The 21360-nt window shown below is 61.7% G+C and carries 18 protein-coding genes; 13 read left to right on the forward strand and 5 right to left on the reverse strand.

Annotated features, from left to right (window positions below):
• Positions 1-144: 144 nt before the first annotated feature.
• Complete coding sequence (locus tag CYR32_RS07025) at positions 145-1017, reverse strand: pirin family protein (RefSeq protein ID WP_101823685.1); 873 nt, start codon at positions 1015-1017, stop codon at positions 145-147.
• A gap of 213 nt (positions 1018-1230) precedes the next feature.
• On the opposite strand from CYR32_RS07025, the gene CYR32_RS07030 reads away from it, so the two are divergent.
• The 9 genes from CYR32_RS07030 (at position 1231) to CYR32_RS07070 (ending at position 9894) form a co-directional block, all read left to right on the forward strand.
• Complete coding sequence (locus tag CYR32_RS07030) at positions 1231-2229, forward strand: MsnO8 family LLM class oxidoreductase (RefSeq protein WP_101823686.1); 999 nt, start codon at positions 1231-1233, stop codon at positions 2227-2229.
• Between the two features lie 43 nt (positions 2230-2272).
• Entirely contained in the window at positions 2273-3406 is a 1134-nt protein-coding gene (locus tag CYR32_RS07035) for an amidohydrolase (RefSeq protein ID WP_101823687.1), read from the forward strand.
• Between the two features lie 110 nt (positions 3407-3516).
• A complete protein-coding gene (locus tag CYR32_RS07040; RefSeq protein WP_101823688.1) occupies positions 3517-4830 on the forward strand; it encodes an LLM class flavin-dependent oxidoreductase in 1314 nt (437 codons plus the stop codon).
• A gap of 37 nt (positions 4831-4867) precedes the next feature.
• The gene (locus CYR32_RS07045) at positions 4868-5782 is read left to right on the forward strand and encodes an ABC transporter substrate-binding protein (protein ID WP_101823689.1); all 915 of its coding nucleotides are present in this window, start codon (positions 4868-4870) and stop codon (positions 5780-5782) included.
• Positions 5783-5793: 11 nt separating this feature from the next.
• Positions 5794-6327 carry a GNAT family N-acetyltransferase gene (locus tag CYR32_RS07050; protein WP_101823690.1) on the forward strand — a complete coding sequence of 178 codons (534 nt, stop codon included), beginning with the start codon at positions 5794-5796 and terminating at the stop codon, positions 6325-6327.
• Between the two features lie 10 nt (positions 6328-6337).
• Entirely contained in the window at positions 6338-7249 is a 912-nt protein-coding gene (locus CYR32_RS07055; RefSeq protein ID WP_101823691.1) for an amino acid ABC transporter permease, read from the forward strand.
• Between the two features lie 2 nt (positions 7250-7251).
• Positions 7252-8049, forward strand: coding sequence for an amino acid ABC transporter ATP-binding protein (locus tag CYR32_RS07060; RefSeq protein ID WP_101823692.1), 798 nt, complete (start codon positions 7252-7254; stop codon positions 8047-8049).
• A 23-nt stretch (positions 8050-8072) separates the two neighbouring features.
• Positions 8073-9017: an ABC transporter substrate-binding protein gene (locus CYR32_RS07065; protein WP_101823771.1), complete on the forward strand. Its 945-nt coding sequence runs from the start codon at positions 8073-8075 to the stop codon at positions 9015-9017.
• Between the two features lie 160 nt (positions 9018-9177).
• The gene (locus CYR32_RS07070; RefSeq protein ID WP_165698195.1) at positions 9178-9894 is read left to right on the forward strand and encodes a YnfC family lipoprotein; all 717 of its coding nucleotides are present in this window, start codon (positions 9178-9180) and stop codon (positions 9892-9894) included.
• Here CYR32_RS07070 and CYR32_RS07075 read toward each other — a convergent pair.
• Both CYR32_RS07075 and CYR32_RS07080 read right to left on the reverse strand, forming a co-directional pair.
• Positions 9888-10463, reverse strand: coding sequence for a nucleotidyltransferase family protein (locus CYR32_RS07075; RefSeq protein ID WP_146000674.1), 576 nt, complete (start codon positions 10461-10463; stop codon positions 9888-9890). The genes CYR32_RS07070 and CYR32_RS07075 overlap by 7 nt on opposite strands.
• Positions 10464-10563: 100 nt before the next feature.
• Positions 10564-11316, reverse strand: a complete 753-nt coding sequence (locus tag CYR32_RS07080) for a MerR family transcriptional regulator (RefSeq protein WP_165698196.1) — start codon at positions 11314-11316, stop codon at positions 10564-10566.
• Between the two features lie 558 nt (positions 11317-11874).
• On the opposite strand from CYR32_RS07080, the gene CYR32_RS07085 reads away from it, so the two are divergent.
• A complete protein-coding gene (locus CYR32_RS07085; RefSeq protein ID WP_101823772.1) occupies positions 11875-14007 on the forward strand; it encodes a TonB-dependent siderophore receptor in 2133 nt (710 codons plus the stop codon).
• A 65-nt stretch (positions 14008-14072) separates the two neighbouring features.
• Here the strand turns inward: CYR32_RS07085 and CYR32_RS07090 are convergent, their stop codons facing one another.
• Together CYR32_RS07090 and CYR32_RS07095 are read right to left on the reverse strand one after the other, a co-directional pair.
• A complete protein-coding gene (locus CYR32_RS07090) occupies positions 14073-16454 on the reverse strand; it encodes a glycoside hydrolase family 3 N-terminal domain-containing protein (RefSeq protein WP_101823696.1) in 2382 nt (793 codons plus the stop codon).
• A gap of 14 nt (positions 16455-16468) precedes the next feature.
• Positions 16469-17857, reverse strand: a complete 1389-nt coding sequence (locus tag CYR32_RS07095) for a glycoside-pentoside-hexuronide (GPH):cation symporter (RefSeq protein WP_101823697.1) — start codon at positions 17855-17857, stop codon at positions 16469-16471.
• A gap of 542 nt (positions 17858-18399) precedes the next feature.
• On the opposite strand from CYR32_RS07095, the gene CYR32_RS07100 reads away from it, so the two are divergent.
• The 3 genes from CYR32_RS07100 to CYR32_RS07110 all read left to right on the forward strand — a co-directional run bounded on the left by CYR32_RS07100 (position 18400) and on the right by CYR32_RS07110 (position 21165).
• The gene (locus tag CYR32_RS07100; RefSeq protein ID WP_101823698.1) at positions 18400-19494 is read left to right on the forward strand and encodes a L,D-transpeptidase family protein; all 1095 of its coding nucleotides are present in this window, start codon (positions 18400-18402) and stop codon (positions 19492-19494) included.
• Between the two features lie 121 nt (positions 19495-19615).
• A complete protein-coding gene (locus tag CYR32_RS07105) occupies positions 19616-20065 on the forward strand; it encodes a DUF4385 domain-containing protein (protein ID WP_101823699.1) in 450 nt (149 codons plus the stop codon).
• A 689-nt stretch (positions 20066-20754) separates the two neighbouring features.
• Positions 20755-21165: an H-NS family histone-like protein gene (locus tag CYR32_RS07110; RefSeq protein ID WP_101823700.1), complete on the forward strand. Its 411-nt coding sequence runs from the start codon at positions 20755-20757 to the stop codon at positions 21163-21165.
• Positions 21166-21360: the final 195 nt, after the last annotated feature.

The raw sequence follows: 21360 nt of genomic DNA on the forward strand, positions 1-21360 counted from the left end.
TGCCGGGCTTTTGAGTCTGGCACTGCCCATCTGCCACCGGCCGCTGAAAGGCGTGGCGCTGGTGATCGGCATCTCCCTCATCACCCGGCCAACCCGACGGTGCCGGCCTTCCGCCGGGTGATGGCGCAGTGGGCAGTCAGCCGCCTAGCGGTGGCTGCCCAACTCCACGTTGCCGAATTTCCCGGCCTGGTAATCCGCAATCGCCTGGTTGATCTCATCGCGGCTGTTCATCACAAAGGGGCCGTAGGAGACCACCGGTTCGCCAATCGGGTCGGCATGGCCGTAGAGGATCACCGCCTCACTCTCCGCGGTGAGCGCCACGCACTCGCCATCGTCATTCATCTCAATCAGGTGGTGCGCCTTCAGCGCTTCGCCGCCCAGTGTCAGCGCGCCGTTGACCACGTAGCAGAACACCGTGCGCCCGGCCGGGGCCGGGAGGGTGATCGCTGCCCCGGCGCGGCACTGTACGGTCATCAGCGTCACGCCGGTCAGGGAGATAAACGGCCCATGCTGGTCGCCGAACGCGCCGGAGATCAGGTTGACAGTGGCTTTGCCGCCTGCGGCCTCAATCGCCGGGATCTGATCCTGCTGCAAGCCGGTGTAAGCCGGGCTGCTCATCTTCAGGTGTGACGGCAGGTTGACCCAGAGTTGCAGGATCTCCAGCGGGCCGCCGCTGCGTTTAAACGCAGCGGGTGAGATTTCCGCATGCACCAGCCCTGACCCGGCCGTCATCCACTGGATGCCGCCCTGGGTAATCACGCTCTCGTGGCCGCCGCTGTCGAGGTGCGCCAGCTCCCCCTCCAGAATAAAGGTCACGGTCTCAAAACCGCGGTGCGGGTGCGGGCCGAACGGCAGACCGTGGTTATTGGCCGGGTAGGCCTGCGGCCCGTGGTGATTGAGGAAGAGGAACGGGTCGAGCTGCGGCAGAGCCGCGCCGGGCAATGGCCGCCGGGTCACCAGATCGCCGATGTCATCGCGAATGGCCGGGTGCTGCTGTTTACATGTTCTTGAGGTCATTATCGTCTGCCTGTACGTAACGTGACGCTGTCACGGAAAGGGGGAGCATACCTTATCTGCTTGCTTAACGAATAGCGCCGATTGCCGCGCAATGCGAGCGGGCGGTGCGGCAATCCCACTTCACGTCTTCCTTAAGCGATATTTCTTCTTTTACATCGGTGGTGCCGCCTTCCAATAATTGCCGCCACGACCGAGCGAAAAGGAAGACACAACATGGCATACCGACTCAGTTTGCTGGACAAAAGCCCGATAGCCGACGGCGAAAGCGCCGCGCAGGCGCTGGCGCGCACCGTGGCGCTGGCGAAACAGGCCGAAGCGTGGGGGTTCCACCGCTTCTGGGTGGCGGAGCACCACAACAGCGCGGCGCTGGCCGGCCCCTCACCGGAGCTGCTGATCGCCTGGATTCTGGCGCAGACGCGCACGCTGCGCGTCGGGGCAGGCGGCGTAATGCTGCAACACTACAGCCCGTACAAAGTGGCGGAGAACTTTAACCTGCTGGCCTCGCTGGCCCCCGGCCGGGTTGATCTGGGCGTCGGCAAAGCGCCGGGCGGGCTGCCGCTCTCCACGCGTGCGCTGCAACAAGGGGTCAACGCTGCCGAAAAAGGCGATTTTGCCCACCAGCTCGGGCAATTAACCCAGTGGCTGGACGCCACTCCCGCCGGGGATGGCCGCGACGAACTGCTGGCCACGCCGCTGCCCCCTGCCCCGGCGCAGCGTTTCCTGCTTGGGGCCAGTGAAGGCAGCGCGCAACTGGCTGCCCGCCTCGGCTGGCAGTTTGTGTTTGCCGCCCATCTGAACGGCAGCGAAACCGATCTGGCCGCGGCGCTGGCGGCGTACCACACCCACAGCAACGGCCGCCGGGCGCTGGTAGCGGTGCAGGCGATCGCCGCAGCCACCGCCGCAGAGGCCGCCCAATTGGCCGCCGATCTGCAACATTACCGCGTCAGCAGCCCGCAGGGGCAGAGCGTCACCGTGGCGAGTGTTGAACAGGCCGAAGCCTATGTGCGTCAGGCAGGCATCACCGACTACCAGATCGAACCGCGCCAGAGCGCCACGCTGAAAGGCACCGCCGCCGACGTCCACGCCCAGCTTGACCACCTCCACCAGCGCTACGGCATTGAAGAATTTATTATCGATACGCCCCTCAGTGACGGCGATACCCGGTTCACCTCGCTGGAATTACTGGCGGCCCATCAACAGGTGACAGCCTGAATTAATTCCCCCCGTCTTTCCTGCGATATTAATAAGGTTCATCATGACACTCCCTTTAGAAGAGCAGCTTATTTTATGGCGGCGTGAATTACATCAACACCCGGAACTTTCCGGCAAAGAAACAGCAACAACCGGGCGGCTGCTCGGCTGGCTTAATAATATCGGCCTGACGCCGCTGCCTTATTCTTTAAACACCGGGCTGGTGGTGGAAATAGGCCATCGCGGCCCGTTAATTGCCCTGCGGGCGGATATTGACGCCCTGCCGATTGAGGAAACCACCGCGCTGCCGTTTGCCTCCCGGCAGCCCGGCGTGATGCACGCCTGCGGCCATGACATCCATACCAGCGTGATGCTGGGGGCGGCGCGCCTGCTCAAGGCGCGGGAAGCGGATCTGCCCGGCCGGGTGCGCATTCTGTTCCAGCCCGCGGAGGAGACCTTTGTCGGCGCGAAAGCGCTGATCGATGCCGGGGTGCTGGAGGGGGTGCAGGCGATTTTCGGCATGCATAACGCGCCGGAACTGCCGGTCGGCACCTTTGCCACCCGCGGCGGGGCCTTCTACGCCAACGTGGACCGTTTCGTGATCCGCCTGACCGGCAAAGGGGCGCACGCCGCCCGGCCGCAGGAGGGGATCGACACCATTGTGGTGGCCGGGCAGACCATCGGCGCGCTGCAAACCCTTGCCAGCCGCCGCTACAGCCCGCTGGCCTCGGTGGTGGTGAGCGTGACGCGCATCGCCGGGGGCAATACCTGGAATGTGCTGCCGCAGCAGGTGGAGCTGGAGGGCACGGTGCGCACCCATGACAACGCCATCCGCGCGACGCTGCCGGAAGCGATGCGCCAGATTATCCACGGCATTGCGGCCGCCTCCGGGGCCACGGCGGAGCTGGTGTGGCAGCCCGGCCCGCCCGCGCTGGTGAACACGCCGCGCTGGGCGGAGTTCGCCTCCCGGGTGGCGGCGGATAACGGCTACCGGGTGCAGATCTCTGAGCCGCAGATGGGCGGCGAGGATTTTGCGCTCTACCTGCAAAAGGTGCCCGGCACCTTTGTCAGCATCGGCAGCGGCAGTGACGAGGGGCTGCACCACCCCGGTTTTAACCCGGACGAACGGCTGATCTACCCGGCCGCCTGCTATTTCGCCCGGCTGGCCGAAGAGGCGTTAACCGATCTGGCGCACTAATGCCACGTTATGACCAATTTTATCTTTGGATTGCAGGGATTGTTATTTTACTTCCCTGCCCCGCTCGGGAATAGTCAATTCAACCCCACTCTGATAATGCAGGTGAAATAATGTCTACCCGCCGCCAATTACGTCTCGGCACGATATTACACGGTGCCTCAGGAAATATGTCCGCCTGGCGTCACCCGGATGCACAGGCCGATGCCAGTATTAATTTTGAGTTTGCCAAAAGCGTGGCGAAAAAAGCCGAACAGGGAAAGCTCGACTTTATTTTTGTTGCGGACGGGCTGTTTATTAATGAAAAGTCGATCCCGCATTTCCTGAACCGCTTTGAGCCGATTACCCTGCTGTCAGCGCTGGCGACGGTCACAGAGCACCTCGGGCTGGTCGGCACGCTCTCCACCTCCTACAGCGAGCCGTTTACTGTGGCGCGCCAGTTTGCCAGCCTCGACCACCTCAGCGGCGGGCGCGCGGGCTGGAACGTGGTGACCTCACCGCTGGAAGGTTCCGCGAAAAACTTCTCCCGCCAACAGCACCCTGACCACGCCCTGCGCTACCGCATTGCCGACGAGTACCTGACCGTCGCCAAAGGGTTGTGGGACTCCTGGGAGGAGGACGCCTTTGTGCGCGACAAAGCGTCCGGGCAGTTCTTCGACCCCAGCAAACTTCACACGCCGGACCACCACGGCGACTTCTTCCAGGTGCAGGGGCCGCTGAACATCGGCCGCACGCCGCAGGGCCGCCCGGTGCTGTTCCAGGCCGGGGCGTCTGAAGACGGCAAAAAGCTGGCGGCGCGCCATGCCGACGCGATCTTTACCCACCACCCGACGGTGGAGGAGGCGCAGGCGTTCTATCAGGATGTGAAACGCCAGCTGGTGGAGAACGGCCGCCAGCCCGGCGACCTGCACATCTTCCAGGGGGTCAGCGTGATCGTCGGCAGCAGCGCCGACGATGTGGAGCGGCAATACCAGCAGACGGCGGCGCTGGTGTCCGTGGAAGATGCGCTGAACTACCTCGGTCGCTACTTCGACCACCACGACTTCAGCCAGTACCCGCTGGATGGCCCCTTCCCGGCACTGGGCGACATCGGCCAGAACAGCTTCCGCAGCACCACGGATGAGATCAAACGCAACGCGCGTGAAAAAGCACTGACGCTGCGCCAGGTGGCACTGGAAGCGGCCACCCCGCGTCCGCTGTTCCACGGCACGCCGGAGCAGGTGGCGGACGGCCTCCAGCACTGGTTTGAACAGGGTGCCGCTGACGGCTTCATCATCAATGGCGGCACGCCGGTGACCTTCCCGCATTTCGTTGACCAGGTGGTGCCGCTGTTGCAGGCACGCGGGCTTTTCCGCACGGAATACCCTGGGAAAACGCTGCGTGACAGCTTTGGGCTGGCGCAACCGGCCAACCAGTTTACCGCCTGATTTTTATCGTTCCTGACAATAATAAGAGAGCCGCGCTATGCAGAAACCCGCCTTACTCACCCTCGCCCTGCTGTTCTCCGGCCTGGCACAGGCCGCAGGCCATGGGATTGACCTGAAAGCCAATGAGACCCCGATCAACGTGGCCGCCAACCCGGCGGCAGTGGCGCAGATCCCGGCCGGCTACCGCTTTGCGGTGCCGGGGAAATTCACCGTGGCGATCGCCGGGCTGAACTCCCCGCCGCTGACGCTGCTGGCTGATGATAACAAAACCATGCTGGGCAGCGAGGCGGACATCGCCCGGCTGGTGGCCGACAGCCTGGGGTTGCAGCTCAATATTGTGCGCACCTCCTGGGAGGACTGGCCGCTGGGCGTGGCCTCCGGCAAATATGATGCCGCCATCAGCAACATCACGGTCACCAAAGACCGCAAAGCGAAATTTGATTTCGCCACCTACCGCAAGGATTCGCTGGGCTTTTATGTGAAATCCACCTCGTCGCTCAGCCGGATTGAGAAAGCAGAAGAGATCGCCGGGCTGCGGATCATCGTCGGCGCGGGCACCAACCAGGAGTCGATCCTGCTTGGCTGGGATCAGGAGAACCGCAAAAAAGGGCTGAAGCCGTTTACCCCGGTCTACAGCACCGATGACGCGGCGCAGACGCTGGCGTTGCAGTCGGGCCGCGCAGACGCCTATTTCGGCCCGAACGTGATCGGGGCCTGGAAAGCGGCGCTGAACGGCAAAACCAAACTGGTCGGCTCGGTGGACGGCGGCTGGCCGAAAGCGGCGCACATCGCCGTGACCCTGAAAAAAGGCAGCGGGCTGGTGCAGCCGGTGAACACGGCGCTGAACGGCGTGATCCAGGGCGGGGCCTATGACCAGGTCCTGAACCGCTGGGGGGAAGGCGTCGAGCGGCTTGACCGCTCTGAGATCAACCCGCCGGGCCTGGGCGACTAAAGGAGAGCACCATGAGCCACTTTACTTTTCGTGACGTCTCCCCGGAGGACGCCGACCTGCAACCGATCATTACCGGGCTGTTCGGCGAATATGAGGCGCGCTACGGCGACTACTTCTCCCGCACTGCGGAAGAGGAGCTGACCGAGTGGTATCTGCCGCCGCAGGGGCTGTTTATTGTGATGGAGCGCGACGGCGAAACCCTGGCGATGGGGGCCTATAAGCCCTTCGATGACGAAACCGCCGAGCTGAAGCGCATCTGGACGCGCCGCGACCAGCGGCGCAAAGGGCTGGGGTTGCTGGTGGTGGCGGAGCTGGAACGCCGCGCGGCGCTTGCCGGTTACCGCCGGGTCTACCTCACCACCGGGTTCCGCCAGCCGGAGGCGGTGCGCCTCTACCTGGCGCAGGGGTATCAGCCGCAGTTTGACATCCACCGCGACCCGGAAGAGTACAGCCGCCCGCCCTATGACGGCCGGTTGCGCTTTATCAAGCGGCTGGGGGCGGACGCGCCTGTCACCGCGCTCGCCGCCGATGCCCGTGCCGGTTAAGGAGAGAGAGATGAAACACACGTCCACCCTGCGTGTCGTGCCGGCGCGCTACCCGCTGCGCCTGATCGGCGCCCTCTTTACCCTGTTTATCCTGGCGGCGGTGGTGCAGTCCATCGCCTTTAACCCGCGCTGGGAGTGGGCTGTTTTTGCCCGCTGGTTCTTCGACCCGGTGATCCTCGAGGGGCTGCAACAGACCCTGCTGCTGACGCTGCTCGGCTCGCTGTTCAGCATTGTGCTCGGCACCGCGCTGGCGCTGGCGCGGCTGTCGCCCTCCTGGCTGCTCTCGGGGCTGGCGTTCAGTTACATCTGGCTGTTCCGCTCGCTGCCGCTGGTGGTGGTGCTGATCATCCTTTACAACTTCTCCTACCTTTACGACACCCTGTCGCTCGGCATCCCCTTTACCGGCCTCGCCTGGGGGCACTACGCGACTATCGATGTGCTCGGCCAGTTCCCGACCGCGGTGATCGGCCTGACGCTGGTGCAATCCGCCTATACGGCGGAGATTATCCGCGGCGGCATCCTCGGGGTGGACCACGGCCAGTTTGAGGCCGCGGCCGCGCTGGGGCTGCCGGGCCGCCGCCGCACCTTCCGCATCATCCTGCCGCAGGCGTTGCGGGCGATTATCCCGACCGCCTTCAACGAGATCATCAGCCTGGCGAAAGGCACCTCGATTGTTTACGTGCTGGCGATGCCGGAGCTGTTTTACACCATCCAGATGATCTACAACCGCACCCAGCAGGTGATCCCGCTGCTGATGGTGGGCGCGGTCTGGTATCTGGTGATCACCACCCTGCTTTCCGTGGTGCAGCACTACGTTGAACGCTGGCTGGCGCGCAGCGCCCGCCGTGAACCGCGCCCCGCCCTGTGGCAACTCTTCCGCCCAAAAACCGGCCGCGCCCCGCTCGGCCCGGTAAGGAGCTAACCATGTCAGAAGCAATCGATTACCAGCGCGCGGCCAATGCCCGCGGCCACATCAGCATCACCGGCGTCACCAAGTATTTCGGCAGGCACAAGGCGCTGGATGAGGTGTCGCTGGAGCTGGAGCCCGGCTCGGTCACGGTGATCCTCGGGCCGTCCGGCTCCGGCAAGTCCACACTGTTGCGCGCCATCAATCACCTCGAGCGGGTGGATGAGGGCTTTATCCAGATCGACGGCGATTACATCGGCTACCAGCGGCGCGGCGACCGGCTCTATGAGCTGAAGGAGAAGGCGATCCTGCGCCAGCGCACGGAAGTGGGCTACGTGTTCCAGAACTTCAACCTGTTTCCGCACCTCACGGTGCTGGAGAACATCATTGAAGCGCCGATTGTGCATAAAAAGCTGACCCGGCCGCAGGCGATTGAGCGGGCGCTGGAACTGCTGGACACCGTCGGGCTGCGCCACAAAGCGGATGCCTGGCCGCGCCAGCTCTCCGGCGGGCAGCAGCAGCGCGTGGCCATTGCCCGCGCGCTGGCGCTGAACCCGCGGGTGATCCTGTTTGATGAACCGACCTCTGCCCTCGACCCGGAGCTGGTGGGCGAAGTGCTGGACGTGATCCGCTCGCTGGCGCAGTCGGGCGTGACGCTGGTGGTGGTGACGCATGAGATCGGCTTCGCCCGCGAAGTGGCGGATCAGATCGTGTTTATGGTGGACGGCAAAATTGTGGAACAGGGCAACGCCCGGCAGGTAATCAGCGCCCCGCAGCACCCACGCACCCGCCGTTTCCTCGCCAATGTGCTGTGAGGCCGCCCCACCTGACAAGGAGACTGACCGTGAAAACCGTTGCCCTTAGCGCCCTGCTGCTGGCGCTCGCCGTTGGCGCTGCGCAGGCGGAACCCGCGCGCATTAACCTCACCGCCAACCAGCAGGCGATCCATACCGCCAAAAACAGCGCGGCGGTGGCGCTGCTGCCGCCCGGGTTTACATTTGCCGTGCCGGGCAAGCTGACGGTGGTGGTCAGTGCGCTGAATTCACCGCCGCTGTCGGTGCTGGCGGAGGATAACCGCACCCGCATCGGCAGTGATATTGATATGGCGCGCCTGCTGGCAGAGAGCCTCGGGCTGGAGCTGAACCTGGTACCCGCCTCCTGGGAGCAGTGGCCGCTCGGCATCGCCAGCGGGAAATATGATGTGGCGCTGTTCAATATCGCCGTGACGCGGGAGCGCAAAACCCGGTTTGATTTCGCCACCTACCGCACCGACACGCTGAGCTTCTCGGTGCGTACCCACAGCCCGATCCAAACGATCAACAAACCTGCGGACGTCGCCGGGCTGAAGGTGATTGTCGGCTCCGGCACCAATCAGGAAAACATCCTGCTGACCTGGGACAAACAGAACCGGGCGCAAGGGCTGAAGGCGGCGCAGCCGGTCTACGTCACCGATGACGCGGCCGCCAGCCTGGCGCTGCAATCGGGCCGGGTGGACGCCTTTTTCGGCCCCCACTCCACCGCCGTCTATAAAGCAGCGCTGACCGGCACAACGCGCGTGGTGGGCAACGGGCCGCGCAGCGCCTGGGTGGCGGCCACCACCCGCAAAGGCAACGGGCTGGCTGCCGCGCTGAGTGAGGCGATCAACGGCACCCTGCGCAGCGGGGAGTATGACCGGGTGCTCGCCCGCTGGGGCGAGAGCGATGAACGCATCGCCCGCTCGCAGGTAAACCCGCCCGGCATGGGCGACGGCCCGGCGGATGAACTGCCGGACAAAGCAGGTTAAAAATTTCCGTTAACAGCGGATAAACCGGGGCCTTAACAGCAATTTTTACGTGATGATTTTTTCTGGTTGAAAATGAGAAACCTGTTCAAAAGATACGCTACGTGGCTGAAATTCCGCATGTTATGATGCGCGCGGCTCTCTTTTGAATAAGGACAGGAACGTGAAAAAGGCCCTATGTCTGATCGTTGCCGCGGGTGCGCTGGCGGCCTGCGATGCCCGTGGGCCGGAGCCGGTCAACCCTTCGCTGGCCAGCCTGGCCAACATTTTTGGTTTTGATGCGCTGCGCGGCAAGGTCAAACAGTTCACCCAGATCCAGCGGGGCGAGGACGGCAAAATCTCCGCGCGCGTCAGTGCCACCCTCGATAAACAGGGCTGCGTGCAGCGGCTTCGCTCCTTCCAGCCGGCGATGAAAGTGGATGTCGATATGGTGAAAGAGGGGGACTATTTTGTCGATCGCACCAGCCGCAAAAAAATGTACCAGCTGGATGCGCAGTGCCGCCTGGCGCGCACCGTGGACGGCAGCCTGGAGTATAAAAAAGATGCCAAAGGCTTTATTACCGAGGTGGTGAAGACCGAGAACGACGACGCCTTTGCCGGTTACCGTTACGATGCGCTCGGCTTCCCGCGCCACACCCTGTTCCAGAATGCCCAGGGCAAAACCGAGATTGACGTCAAAGAGGATGCGCCCGACACCCGCCGGATGGACGCCACCCTTGAAGCCCGCGTAGACGGCAAACTGGCCGGGGTGACCAAAATCCGCTGCCACTATGACGCCCATTTCAACCCGGTGCAGTGCGCTGCCGCCGTGGTCGCCGAGGGGGAGTACGGCAGCGCCACCCTGAATTACACCCAGACTTACCAGACCACCTACTACTGAGCCGGGCGCGGCAACTGGGACGGCAGGTCGATGTCCCATACGCAGCCGGGGTCGTCCACCACTACCCGCGCGGACGGGGAACTGTTCAGCAGGGCGCGCGCACCCTCATCCCCGGTCAGTGCGCAGAGCGCACTTAGCATCTCCGCCCGGAACCCCACCGGGTGCCCGGCCTGTTCACCGTAGACCGCCCGCGCGCAGCGGGCGTGTGCCAGCGCGGCGTTGACCTGAAGATAGGTTTCCGGTGTCAGCTGCGGCATATCCGCCAGCGCCACCAGCCAGCCCGGCCAGCCTGCGGTGGCGGCCACCCCCGCCGCAATCGACTCCCCCAGCCCCCCGCTTGCCACACAGTGAAACGCGGCCCCGGCCTGTGCGGCCAGCGCCTGTAGCCCGGTATCTTCCGGGCGCAGGATCACCCTGACCGAAAGCCCGCTCTGCTGCGCATGGCGCAGGCTCTGTTCAAATACCGTATCGCCGCTGGGTAACCGGCCGAAAAGTTTGTGCTGCCCGCCCGAGGCGGCGCGGTAGCGGCGGCTCAGCCCGGCCGCCATCAATAAAATGCCTGCGTTCAACAGAGGTGCTCCCGCCCTGCGTGGGTTATTACCGCAGTGTAGGGGAAAGAGCACGGGAAGAGAAAACCGGGCGCAGGGGAAAGGCCAGCGGCGGGGGAAATCAGGCAGGCGTCAGGCACGCCTGCGTATTGGTGCCGCACAGCATTACCGGGTAATCCTGCGCCAGCTTGCGGGTATAGTGCTTTTTCATCCCGGCACTCAGGCCCGCGCCGCACCAGATCAGGTGGTGCTCATAGTGGCGCGTCGGCTTCGCCGGGATATCGGTGACCTCGGCTGAGACCTCAACCCGGCAGCCCTGCCCAATCAGGCGGATGGTTTCCAGCCAGATTTCGGTGTCGTCCGTGGTGCTGGCGGCCTCAAGGAACACCGGCACACACTTCTGTTTTTCTGACAATGCCATCATGCGGTCGGCATGGCGCAACACCGCCGTATGAAAACGGGCCAGCCGGAGCGAAGCGCCGCGGCTGATGTCACTTCTTAACCAGAGGTTCAGCGGCCGCAGCAGGGAGTTGATAAACGCCTCGCCGCCGTAGTTCGTCCCCAGTGCCTGGATCAGGCGGTTCAGCGACTCTGCCGACGCCTGGTTAAGCTGCGTGAGCACCTCTTCCGTGCGGCACTGCCAGCCACTGCGCCGGTAGTGATAGGGATCATTCAACAACTGGTGGATTTCGGGCAGGGTGTCCCCGGTGTTGGTGAGGTCCAGTACCCGGAGCACGCGGGCATAGTCGTTGGGGCTGTAGAAGCCTTTGCTGTTGCGGGCATGAGGCACCAGCCCCGCCCGCCGCCAGCTCCGCAGGGTGACAGGCAGGACGCCGGTCATGGCACAGAGGGAGTCGGTTATATAAAGCGTCATCATTCTTTCCTTCAGAGAATATCATCCTGCTAATTTTGGATAATACAGGGGTAGTGTGCGCGTTACCGGTGAGGAAAGATACCTTTTTGCCGCAAACGATTATCAAGCATGTAACCTTTTCTGCCCGGATAAGACGCAGGCAGTTGTTCCCGGTCAGGAAAACAGACCGGCAGGTGACGCACATTTTTTACCTTTCCGGCTTCAGGAAAAGTGTTTAAGGCACGTTATTAAAGGCAGGTCTTTTTAACGTGCGTTTCCCGCCCTGTTCCGGGGCACACGCCTGTTTTTCCGCTGAAACGGGCCGATTATTCGTTAACGCCTGCTTAACAATCAAAAATTATCCCTTTGTCATCATGCGGATAACAGCGCTGTTCCTTAGCAATATTCTGACACATCCTCTTGAACCGAACTAACAATAATGATAATAATTATCATTAGATTTACACTACGTGACTTTATCTCATCTCGCAGGCGCATCACGCCGGCAGGTGAGATTTTTGTATGACTCACACGCGTTGCTCTTTTCTTAACACCAAGATTTTTATAGGGATGATGAATATGTTGTCGGCTTTTAACCTGAAGCGCTCCAGCCTGCTGTGTTCCCTTGCGCTGTTTGTTCCTTTCGCCTCCCTGGCGGACGATACCGTGGTGGTCACGGCCCAGCCGGCTGAATCCGCCGATGCGCCTACCCAGGGCTACAGCGCCAAAACCAGCCGCAGCGCCACCAAAACCGACCAGCCCCTGATCACCACCGGCCAGGCCGTGTCTGTGATCACCCGCCAGCAGATGGATGACCAGAACGCCACCACCGTTAACGCCGCCCTGAACTACACGCCGGGCGTGTTCACCAACTTCGCCGGTGGCGCCACCCGTTATGACACCATCTCCCTGCGCGGCTTCCACGGCGGCGACGTGAATAACACCTTCCTCGACGGCCTGCGCCTGTTGAGCGACGGCAGCAGCTATAACGCCCTGCAAATTGACCCGTGGTTCCTGGAGCGCATTGATGTGCTGAAAGGCCCCTCCTCCGCGCTGTATGGCCAGGGCATCCCCGGCGGCGTGGTGATCGAGACTACCAAACGCCCGCAGTTCGCGCCTGAAGGCCATGTGCGCCTCTCCGGCGGCAACTTCAACACCAAAGGCGGCGCGTTTGACTACACCGACGCCATCAATGACCAGTGGGCTTACCGCATCACCGGCATGACCCGCACCAGCGACACCCAGTACGATCACCAGCGTGAAGAGCGTTACGCCATCTCCCCGCAACTGCTGTGGCAGCCGGATGAGAACACCTCGCTGCTGCTGCGCGCCTACCTGCAAAAAGATCCGTCCGGCGGCTACCACTCCGCAGTACCGGCAGACGGCAGCCTGTATGGCGACCGCCTGAGCCGCGGCTTCTTCGACGGTGAAAGCAGCCACAACGTCTTCAAGCGCTGGGAGCAGATCTACAGCTACGAATTCCAGCACGCCTTTAACGAGACCTGGTCATTCCGCCAGAACGCCAGCTACACCCACTCCAACACCAAGCTGGAGCAGGTGTATGGCCTTGGCTGGAACGGTGACCGCACCCAGATGAGCCGCTACTACTCCGGTGAAGACTCCTCACTGGACGCCTTCGCGATCGATAACCAGCTCGAGGCTGATTTCGCCACCGGGATGCTGGAGCATCAGGTGATCCTGGGCTTTGACTTCCAGCACTTCACCAATGACACCTCGTCTGAGAGCGGGTACGCCACCAACCTCAACCCGTACACCGGCGCGACCGGCGGCGACACCCTTTACCTCGACAGCGCATTCGCCACGCCGGGCGTGTATGGCTCCCACGTCAAACGTAAATACAGCCAGACCGGCGTCTATCTGCAGGATGACATGAAGCTCGACAAGTGGCATCTGGCGCTCTCCGGCCGCTACGACAACCTGAAGTCCAAGGCCACCACCTATGAGACCGACGTGACCGATGAGCGCAGCGATGATCATGTCACCGGCCGCGCCTCCCTGCTCTACGCCTTTGATAACGGTATTTCGCCGTACATGAGCTACAGCACCGCCGTCACCCCGGCGACGCTGAGTGATATCAACGGCAACCTGTTGAAACCGACCACCAGTGAACAGTATGAAGTGGGCGTGAAGTACCAGCCGGTTGGCAGCTCGGCCCTCTACTCCGCCGCGTTGTATGACCTGACGCAAAAAGATGTGGCAAACCGCATCGTGCAGGGCAGCTACTACGTCCCGGCAGGGAAAGTGCACTCCCAGGGGCTGGAGCTGGAAGCGCGCGCGCCGATCACCGACCGTTTCAACGTGATCGCCGGGTATACCTATAACAAGGTGCGCTTCAAAGACGCGGTTGACGGCAATGACGGCAACACCCCTTACGTGACGCCGAAGCAGATGGCGACCCTGTGGGGCCAGTACAACTCCGTCATCGGGCTGGATCTGGGCGCGGGCATGCGTTACATCGGCACCCAATGGGCAGACAACGAAAACACCCAGCATATGCCGTCCGCCACGCTGTTTGACGCCTCTGTGCGCATGAACCTGTCGCAGTTCAGCCCGGATCTGAAAGGCGCGTTCGTTCAGCTTAACGTCAACAACCTGACCGACAAGAAGTACGTCGCCGCCTGCTACGGCACCGGCTACTGCTACTGGGGCCAGGAGCGCACCGTGGTCGCCACCGTCGGCTACGATTTCTGATTTCAGCAACACTCCCCAAACAACAAGCCCGGCAGATGCCGGGCTTTTTTTATGCGCGCCGTTCCTCAGCGCGGGAACGCCACCTCACAGTGGCTCTCCATGCGCCACTGTGTCGGCAGTTTGTACAGGCTGCCCGTGACCGTGACCACGGCGCGGGCGCGGATGTCCGCGCTGGACGCGCCTGCCTGAAGCTCAAACTCGCCCGGCTCCACCACCCGGTCGCCCTGCGCATCGGTGAAGTTGAGCATGTCCGTCGGCAGGAAGAAGGTGAGCTGGGCGCTCTCCCCCGGTTGCAATTCCACACGCTGGAACGCTTTCAGCTCATGCACCGGCCGCACCAGCGAGGCGAGCCGGTCTTTGACATAGAGCTGCACCACCTCGCTGCCCGGCCGGTCGCCGCTGTTGGTGATGCGCAGCTGCGCCGTGACCGTGCCGTCCCGGCTGGGGACGGACGCTTCCGCCAGTTGCAGATCCCCGTAGTGGAAGGTGGTGCCGCTCAGGCCGTAGCCAAAGGGGTAGCGCGCGCCGAAGCTGAAAGCGATGGGGGTGCCGCCGCTTTTCAGCTTATGGTTGTAGTAGTAGGGCATCGCCCCGGCGCTTTTCGGCACCGAAAGCACCAGCCGCCCTGACGGCAGCTCGCGCCCGCTGAGCACATCGGCGATGGCGCGGCCGCCCTCCTGCCCCGGCGCGAACGCCGCCAGGTAGCCCGCCAGCTTCTCTTCCACCCCGTTCAGGAAATAGGGGCGGCCGCCGGTCAGGATGGCGATGGTCGGCGTGCCGGTGGCAACCACCGCTTCCAGCAGCTGCTGCTGTACGCCCGGCAGTTGCAGGCTGTCAGTGTCTGACCCTTCGCCCACCGTGCCGCTCTGGAACAGCCCGGCCAGATCGCCGACAAACACCAGCGCCACCTCGCACGCCTGCGCCTGTGCCACCGCATCAGCGATAAGACGGGTATCCTGCGACACCGGCGAGTGTTGCAGCGGGGTGCCGCTGTCCCCCGGGAAGACCGGCGCGCCCGCCGTGCGCTGCTCAAGGATATGGCACCCTTTGGCGTAGTGGATCGCTGCCTCGCCGTAGCAATCACGCAGCGCCTGCAACGGCGTGGTGACGTCAGCCTGCGCCGCCATGTCACTGATGATCAAATGCACCGGGAAGCTGTAACCGCTGAGCAGCGCCAGCGGATCGTCCGCTGTCGGGCCGATCACCGCGATCTTCTGCCCCGCCTGCGGCCTCAGCGGCAAGATGCCGTTATTTTCCAGCATCGTCACGGCACGCACCGCCGCCTGCCAGGCCAGTTGCCGCGTTGTCCCGCGTTGCAGCGAGACGTCGTTCTCGTCGGCATAGGGGTGCTCAAACAGCCCGAGCCGGAACTTCTCGTGCAGAATGCGCGCCACGATTTCATCAATCTTTTCTGCGGAAATCAGCCCGCGCTGCCGCGCCTCTGCCAGATGGCGGGCGCAGTCATCCTTCGGCAGCTCAATATCCAGCCCGGCATTAAAGGCCAGCGCGGCGGACTCCGCCGCATCCGCGCTGACGCCGTGATGCTGGTGCAGCAGGCTGACGCCGCCGTAGTCCGCCACGATCAGGCCGTCAAAGCCCCAGCGGTTGCGCAGCACCTCCGTCAGCAGGAAGGCGTCGCTGTGGCACGGCTGGTTGTCGATGTCATGGTACGCGGGCATCACCGACCCGGCGTTGGCGAGTTTGACCGCCATCTCAAACGGCAGCAGGAAGGTGTCATTCAGTTCGCGGAACCCCAGATGCACCGGCGCATGGTTGCGCGCGCCTTCGCTGAAGGAGTGGCCGACATAGTGTTTCAGCGTCGCCAGCAAATCGCGTTTTGGCCCCTGTAACCCGCGCACATAGGCGGTCGCCATTTTGCCCACCAGATAGGGGTCTTCGCCGAAGGTCTCCTCGGTGCGCCCCCAGCGCACGTCGCGCGAGACGTCCAGCACCGGGGCCAGCCCCTGATGGCAGCCGATGCTCTGCGCCTCGGCGCGGATGGCGGCCGCCACCTGCTCCACCAGTTCCGGGTCCCAGGTTGCGCCGTAACTCAGCGAAGAGGGGAACAGTGTCGCGTCTTTGCACAGCAGCCCGACCAGGCACTCCTCGTGGAACATCGCTGGGATGCCGAGGCGCGTCTCTTCCACCAGCGTCTTTTGCAGCCGGTTCAGCGCCCGTACCCCCTCTTTCGCCTCCACGATGTGCGTCCCCAGCGGGCGGGTGATCTGGCCGATGCCGAGCGCCAGGCGCGCCGCGAGATCATCAGCGTCGGCGGACCCGGCGAAATCATCACTCAGGTCGCGGCGGCTGCGGTGCCGGCCGTCGGGCGACAGGATCAGCCAGAAGGCGTGCATCTGGGCATATTTCTCTTCCTCTGTCATACGGGACAACAGATCCTGCACGCGCGCCGCAATCGGCTGCGCGGCATCCTTATAGAGACAGGGCATCATTACTCTCCTTATTAAGCATGGACGGAACCGGGTGCCGGCACGGTGTCCGGTTCGGTATGGCCGCGTTTTTTCGCCAGTGTGGCGGCGATCTCCCGCACATAGCGGCTATTGAGTTTGTAGGCGAACAGCAGCAGCGCCATCGCGATAAACAGCACCGAGGGCACCAGGGTAAACAGCGCATTGATCGTCAGTATCACCCCGGCAGGCTGCTGGGCGGTGTTGGGCAGGTAATCCACCATGCCGAGCACCCAGCCCACCAGCGCGCCGCCCAGCGCCAGGCCGAACTTGATGGCAAACAGCGCGGTAGAGAAGACCAGGCCGTCGAGCCGGCGGCCGCTGCGGTGCTCTTCATAGTCGACGACGTCAGAGAACATTGCCCACTGCAACGGGGTGGAGAGGTTCTGCACAAAGCTGAACACAATATTGATGGTGAAAATCAGCCAGACGGCAGAGGGCGGGATAAAAAAGATCAGCCCGCCGATCAGGACATACGCGGCGATCGTCCACTGATAGGCGCGCACCCGGTCAAATTTGCCGAGCAGCCGCTCTGACAGCAGCGCGCCGAACAGCGCCGCCAGCATCCCGGAGACGATAAAGGCGAAAATCAGCTCAGGCCGCAGCATCACATATTTCACGTAGTAGATGGTGGCCGAGCCGCGCGTCACCACCGCCACCAGCAGCAGGATGTTGAACACGAACACCAGCCGCCACTGGCGGTTCTGCGCCAGCACCTTCAGGTCACCCAGCAGGCTGTGCGCCCCCGGCGGCGCGGGGTAGCGCTCTTTGGTCATCAGGAAGCAGGCGAAAAACAGCCCGATGCCGAGCAGCCCCATCAACCCCATCGCATAGAAGTAGCCGCGCTGCGGGTTGCCCTCACCCAGCCAGTCCACCAGCGGCAGGGCGACCACCGTCACCACCAGCCCGCCGATAAAGGAGAGCGCAAACCGCCAGGATTGCAGCGAGTGCCGTTCGCGCGGGTCGAGCGTCAGGGAGCCGGGCATCGCGCAATAGGGCACATTGATGGCGGAGTAGACCAGGCTCAGCAGGCTGTAGGTCAGGCAGGCGTAGACAATTTTCAGCGTGGCGGAGACCGGCGGCACGTAGAAGGTGATCAGGCAGCAGACGCCGAACGGGATCGCCATCCAGAGCAGCCAGGGGCGGAATTTGCCGTGGCGGGTCTGCGTCCTGTCCACCAGCGTGCCGATGCAGGGGTCGATCAGCGCATCGACCGCGCGCACCACCAGGAACATGGTGCCCATAATGGCCGCCGGCAGCCCAAAGACATCGGTATAGAAGTAGGCCAGAAACAGCGTGGCGGTTTGCCACACCAGCGCGCTGGCCATATCGCCCAGGCCATAGCCTATTTTGTCAGTCACAGAGAGAGCAGGGAAACGGGTCATGGTTATCTTCTCAATTGAGGTCAAAAAGATAACGGCCACCCGGCCACCGCGTTATTTTTTGACGGTATTCCGCCTGCCCGGCAGGGCGGCGTGTTGTTGGCTGATCGCCACTGCGTGCAGCACGCCTGCAAAACGCAGGGTGTTACAGTGACGTTGCCGGAATGAGTATGGTGGCGTGCCGTGAAAGGCGAAATTGAGAAAATTAACCGTTGATTTACGAAATCTTACTTTGTCCGGAGTTTGTGACCGGAAGCAGATTTCACGCGTTTTATGCCGGTGGGCGGGCTATTTACAGGGCAGTGGGGGGAATTCAGGCAAATTGCGGCTGTTAAAAAATCTGATATAAGATGAGTTAATCTGTTTGTTTAACAAACAGTGGCGGTAAGGCAATAAATCTCTATAATCACAGCCCAAAAATGTGATTGGTTACACATCTTTCTTTTTAGCATGACTTGGTAAAACTACACGAGCAGCTGGCGCCTGGCGCCCGGCCATGACTTCAACCCTCTGCCATTTGGCATAACAATCAACGAAACGACACTATGAGCATACGCGCATTATTCACCGTGATTTTCGCAGTGGCCGCCTACAGTCAGGCGGCCTTTGCGGTCGTGTATCCGCTGCCGGCTAAAAACAGCCGCCTGGTGGGTGAGAACATTGTCATTGATGTGCCGAAAGGCAGCACCGATCCGCTGGAGCACTTCGCTGCCCAGTTCCAGATGGGCCTGAGCAACATGATGGAAGCCAACCCCGGCGTCGATCCGCTGCTGCCGCAGCCCGGCAAGCTGGTTATTCCTCACCAGCTGATCCTGCCGGACGCCCCGCGCGAAGGCATCGTGATCAACAGCGCCGAAATGCGCCTCTACTACTACCCGAAAGGCACCAACACCGTGGTGGTGCTGCCTATCGGCATCGGTGAGCTGGGCAAAGACACGCCGGTGAACTGGGTGACCTCTGTTCAGCGCAAAAAAGATGGCCCGACCTGGACGCCGACCAAAGCGATGCACGCCGAATATGAAGCGCGCGGTGAAACCCTGCCGGACGTCTTCCCGGCCGGCCCGGATAACCCGATGGGCCTCTACGCGCTTTATGTGGGCCGCCTGTATGCCATCCACGGCACCAACGCCAACTTCGGCATCGGTCTGCGCGTCAGCCACGGTTGCGTGCGCCTGCGTGCGGATGACATCAAATGGCTGTTCGAGAATGTGCCGGTCGGCACCCGCGTGCAGTTTATCGATGAGCCGGTAAAAGCCACCGTGGAGCCTGACGGTTCCCGCTACGTTGAAGTACACAACCCGCTCTCCCAGAATGAAGAGCAGTGGAAATCAACCCAGCCGGTGCCGATTACCCTGACCCCGGTAGTCAGCAACGTGCTAAGCGACGCCAGCGTCAACACCACGGATGTGGATCAGGCGATCCAGACCCGCTCCGGGATGCCGGTGAAAGTGAACGGCCTGCAGGAAGCGCAGCCTCAGGTGCAGCCGGGTGACGCTGAACAGCCTCAGGCTGAGCCGCAGCCGCAGGCAGAACCTCAGCAGCAGGGCGTGCCGCAGCCGCCGGTGATCCAGCCGGTCAACGGTGAAACCCCTGCCCCTGCTGAAAGTGCACCGGCTGCTACCGAACCCAGCGCCGGCTGACAGCCCGCCCATCACATCCTCTACGGGAGCCTTTCTGGCTCCCGTTTTTTTTGCCCCTGCCGCCATTTGCTACGCTTAAAGTAAACCTCACCCCTTCAGGAGCCGTTTATTTCCTATGCCTATGCCGCCCTTCAACTATGAACAGGACTTCACCACCCTCGATTTCCGCCTTCACCCCGAGTGTTACCAGGTGGGGCGCGGCGAACAGGGCGTGTTGCTGGTGGAGCCTTATAAAAGTGAAATCCTGCCTTACTGGCGCTTCCGCACGGTCGCCATCGCCAAAGAGTCCGCCGAGGCGATTTACCAGCTGTTTGAGCAGTACCGGCAGCAGGATGACTTTGTCGGTATGGATATGGCGCGTAAGTTCATCCAGATGGGGTATACACGCGCACGGCGCTACGCCAACCACAAAGGCGGCCGCAAATATGATGAGGCGCGTAACGTCCTGCCTTATACCGTGAATGAGGAGAAAGCTGCCGCTGCGGCGGTATTTAAAGCCTATTGGGATCGCCTGCGGGAAGATGAGGATTACCAGCGCCGCAAAAAAGCCCACCAGCAGCATTACGGTTAACCCGCTGCCGGGGCGCGCCCTTGCCCGGCAATGCCTTCATGATGAGCCGGTTACCTGCCCCGCCCCGCTTTTCCATGCCGGGCGGGACCCCTCTGCTAATGCCCCTGAAATAGGCCGTCGGCCGCCCGGTAATTTGTGTTAAAACAGAATTGCTGCCTGAGATTAATCTGCCCGTGCCGGGCAATACCCCGGCTGAAATAGCCATTCCGCCGGCGGCGGCCTGTGGGTTTCTATTCCCGTTAACGCGATAAAAGGGGAAAGGGTGCCGGTAAAACAGAAAGGCGGCTCTCCCCGAATTGCGTTAAGAAAGCGGCACCAATAAGTAAATCCACTCAATGCATCCTCAACAACCGGGGTCATTTATCCGGTTAACTGCACTAATACGCACAGTTTGCTAAAACCGGTGACGGCATAACATTGCCTTTCTGCATTGGCAAAAGGCCCTGCCGGGGCAATATACCTGTTTGGGGTAATGGCTGCGCCGTTTCTATAAATTCCCGGATTTAAGCGGCATTACCGGCGCTATATAATCCGGCAAAAAGAAATAGAATTTTTTACGCTTTTTTTTACAATCATCCTTTGCCTAATAGGCAGAGTTATGTTTACAATTATATCAAAGAAACAACGCGACATCGGTCACTCAATAGTATGCGCGTTATAGCTGGTTTAACTAAACTAATGGATATGATATGAGCGATACTTTGAAGGTTCTGAACAACATTCGTACTCTGCGTGCGCAAGCCCGCGAAGTTTCTTTGCAAGACCTGGAAGAGATGCTCTCCAAATTGGAGTCCGTGGTCTCTGAGCGTCGTGATGAAGAACAATCCATGATCGCAGAACAAAAAGAGCGCGAAGACAAATTAGCAAAATACCGTGAAATGCTGCTGGCTGATGGTATTGATCCAAGCGACCTGATGGCCGCAGAAGCCAACAAAAGCAAAACCGGCAAAGCCAAGCGCGCGCCGCGCCCGGCTAAATATGAATACAAAGATGAAAAAGGCGAGCTGAAAACCTGGACCGGCCAGGGCCGCACCCCGGCTGCGATTAAAGAAGCGCTGGACGCAGGCAAAACCTTAGAAAGCTTCCTGATTCAACAGTAATTTTTGAATTATCAGGTCGCTCCTTCGCGTGCGCTCCTCATATCTTTGTTCAGGCGACAGCATTTTTCTGTTGTCCTGAACACATTAAACGGCCTGAGACGATCAGGCCGTTTTTTTTATCTCTGCGCAATAACCCAAATTATCCGGGAAATAGGCTGAAAAACCGCAGAGGCCCCGGTGATTACTCGCCGGCCG

Origin of the sequence: Chimaeribacter coloradensis (assembly GCF_002858715.1) — a bacterium.
Lineage (GTDB): Bacteria > Pseudomonadota > Gammaproteobacteria > Enterobacterales > Enterobacteriaceae > Chimaeribacter > Chimaeribacter coloradensis.